Genomic DNA, 1993 nt, shown 5'->3' on the forward strand with positions numbered 1-1993 from the left:
ACCGCCCGCAGTACGATCACCCAGCCCACCCCGGGGGCCACGGCGATGCCCGCCGAGGCGGCGCCGAAGCCGAGCATCCCGAGCCCGAACACCCGCCACTGCCCGTACCGGTCGCCGAGCCGCCCCGCGAACACCAGCAGGCTCGCCACCGCGACGAGATAGGCGGTGCTGGTCCACTGCACCTGGGCGAACGAGGCGCTCAGGTCCCGTTGCAGGCTGGGCTGGGCGACCGTGAGGGCGGTACCGTCCAGCGCGACGACCACCGCGCCCGCGACACTGCTCGCCAGCGTCCAGGGCCGGTTCACCGGCCGCCGCCCGGACCCAGATGCGCGGCCAGGACCGTCTCCAGCAGGGGAGCCAAGTCCTCCTCGCCGGTGGCCAGTTGCAGGCTCCGCCAGCGCCACAGCTGGGCCAGTCCGTGCAGGTTGGCCCACAGGGCACCCGCCACGCGCGGGGCGTCTGCGTCCGGGGCGGCCGCGGCGATCAGGCCGGCGAGCAGCGAGAACAGCGGCAGGCTCGTCTCCCGCAGCCCCAGCCGGCCGCTCTCCAGCAGATCGTGACGGAACATCAGCTCGTACATGCCGGGCTGCTCCAGCGCGAACTCCAGGTACGCCCGGGCCGGCGCGGCCACCCGGGCGCGGGCGTCGCCGGTCTCCCGGTCCAGCGCCTGCCGCACCCGCTCGGCCAGGTCGGCGAAGCCCCGCCGGGCGATGGCGGACAGCAGCTCCAGGTGGGTGGGGAAGTAGCGGCGCGGCGCGCCGTGCGAGACGCCGGTGCGCCGGGCGATCTCCCGCAGCGTCAGCGCCTGGGGGCCCTCGGCGGCCAGCAGGTCCACGCCGGCGTCGACGAGACGGTCGCGCAGGCTGGTGTCGGACTCGGTCATGGACACTGTCTACCAGCCGCGCGTAGACAGTGTCTACTCACGCTGTGCGACCGGGAATGCACGGGGCGCCGGGACGGGTTGACCGGGGTATGACTCAAGACCCCACGCAAGAAGCGCTCCTCGGCCTGCTCTCCGAGGGCCACAGCGGTGTACTGGTCACTCTCCGGCGCGACGGCCGCCCCCAGCTGTCCAACGTCAGCCACGCCTACTACCCCGACGAGCGGATCATCCGGATCTCGGTCACCGACGACCGCGCCAAGACCCGCAACCTGCGGCGCGACCCGCGCGCCTCGTACCACGTCACCAGCGCCGACCGCTGGGCGTACACCGTCGCCGAGGGCACCGCCGAGCTGGCCCCGGTCGCCGCCGACCCGGGCGACGACACCGTGGCGGAACTGGAACGGCTCTACCGCGACGTCCTCGGCGAACACCCGGACTGGGACGACTTCCGGGCCGCCATGGTCCGCGACCGCCGCCTGGTGCTGCGACTGCACGTCGAGCGCGCGTACGGCATCCCGCGCAAGAGCTGACCCGGGGCGGGGGCCCGGTGGGGCGCGCGAAGGGGTGGGGCCGTCCGGCTACGGAGCTTCTGCCGTCCGTGTCCCGGCGGTCCGCGCCTCGATCGCGCGCAGCACCGCCACCATGTCCTCCCCGCCGTGGCCCCGGGCCACCGTCTCCCGGAACAGGGCGTGACACACGTCCAGGAGCGGGGAGGCGAGGCGGGCGTCACGGGCCGCGTCGGCGATCAGCCGGTTGTTCTTGAGCACGTCCAGCGCCGCCGCCTGCACCGTGAAGTCCCGCTCGCGCAGCTTGGGCGCCTTCATCCGGGACACCGCGCTGGCCATCGGGCCCGCGTCCAGGACCTCCAGGAACAGCCGGCGGTCCAGTCCCTGCCGCTCGGCGAAGTGGAACGCCTCGGCCAGCCCGGTCACCTGGGTGATCAGGAAGAGGTTCACCGACAGCTTCATCAGCAGCGCGCCCGGCACCGCGCCGCAATCGAACGTCTCCCGGCACATCGGCGCGAGCAGCGGCCGTACGGCGGCCACGGCGTCCTCCTCGCCGGCGAGCATCGCCACCAGCCGCCCCTGTTCCGCTCGTCGCCCTGGCCAT

The 1993-nt window shown here is 74.0% G+C and carries 4 protein-coding genes; 1 reads left to right on the top strand and 3 read right to left on the bottom strand.

What is annotated here, in order from left to right:
• On the bottom strand, positions 1-305 hold a 305-nt coding region (locus H5J33_RS33035; protein ID WP_181798393.1), incomplete at its 3' end, for an MFS transporter.
• Positions 302-883, bottom strand: coding sequence for a TetR/AcrR family transcriptional regulator (locus tag H5J33_RS33040; protein WP_181798394.1), 582 nt, complete (start codon positions 881-883; stop codon positions 302-304). The genes H5J33_RS33035 and H5J33_RS33040, both read right to left, overlap by 4 nt.
• Positions 884-972: 89 nt before the next feature.
• Between H5J33_RS33040 and H5J33_RS33045 the strand changes: the two genes are divergently transcribed.
• A complete protein-coding gene (locus H5J33_RS33045; protein WP_181798395.1) occupies positions 973-1413 on the top strand; it encodes a PPOX class F420-dependent oxidoreductase in 441 nt (146 codons plus the stop codon).
• Between the two features lie 48 nt (positions 1414-1461).
• Here the strand turns inward: H5J33_RS33045 and H5J33_RS33050 are convergent.
• Positions 1462-1993: NAD(P)-dependent oxidoreductase (locus tag H5J33_RS33050; RefSeq protein WP_181798396.1), on the bottom strand; the 532-nt coding region annotated here is incomplete at its 5' end.

The sequence above is a fragment of the Streptomyces sp. WELS2 genome (genome assembly GCF_013870595.1).
In the GTDB taxonomy this organism is placed as follows: Bacteria; Actinomycetota; Actinomycetes; order Streptomycetales; family Streptomycetaceae; genus Streptomyces.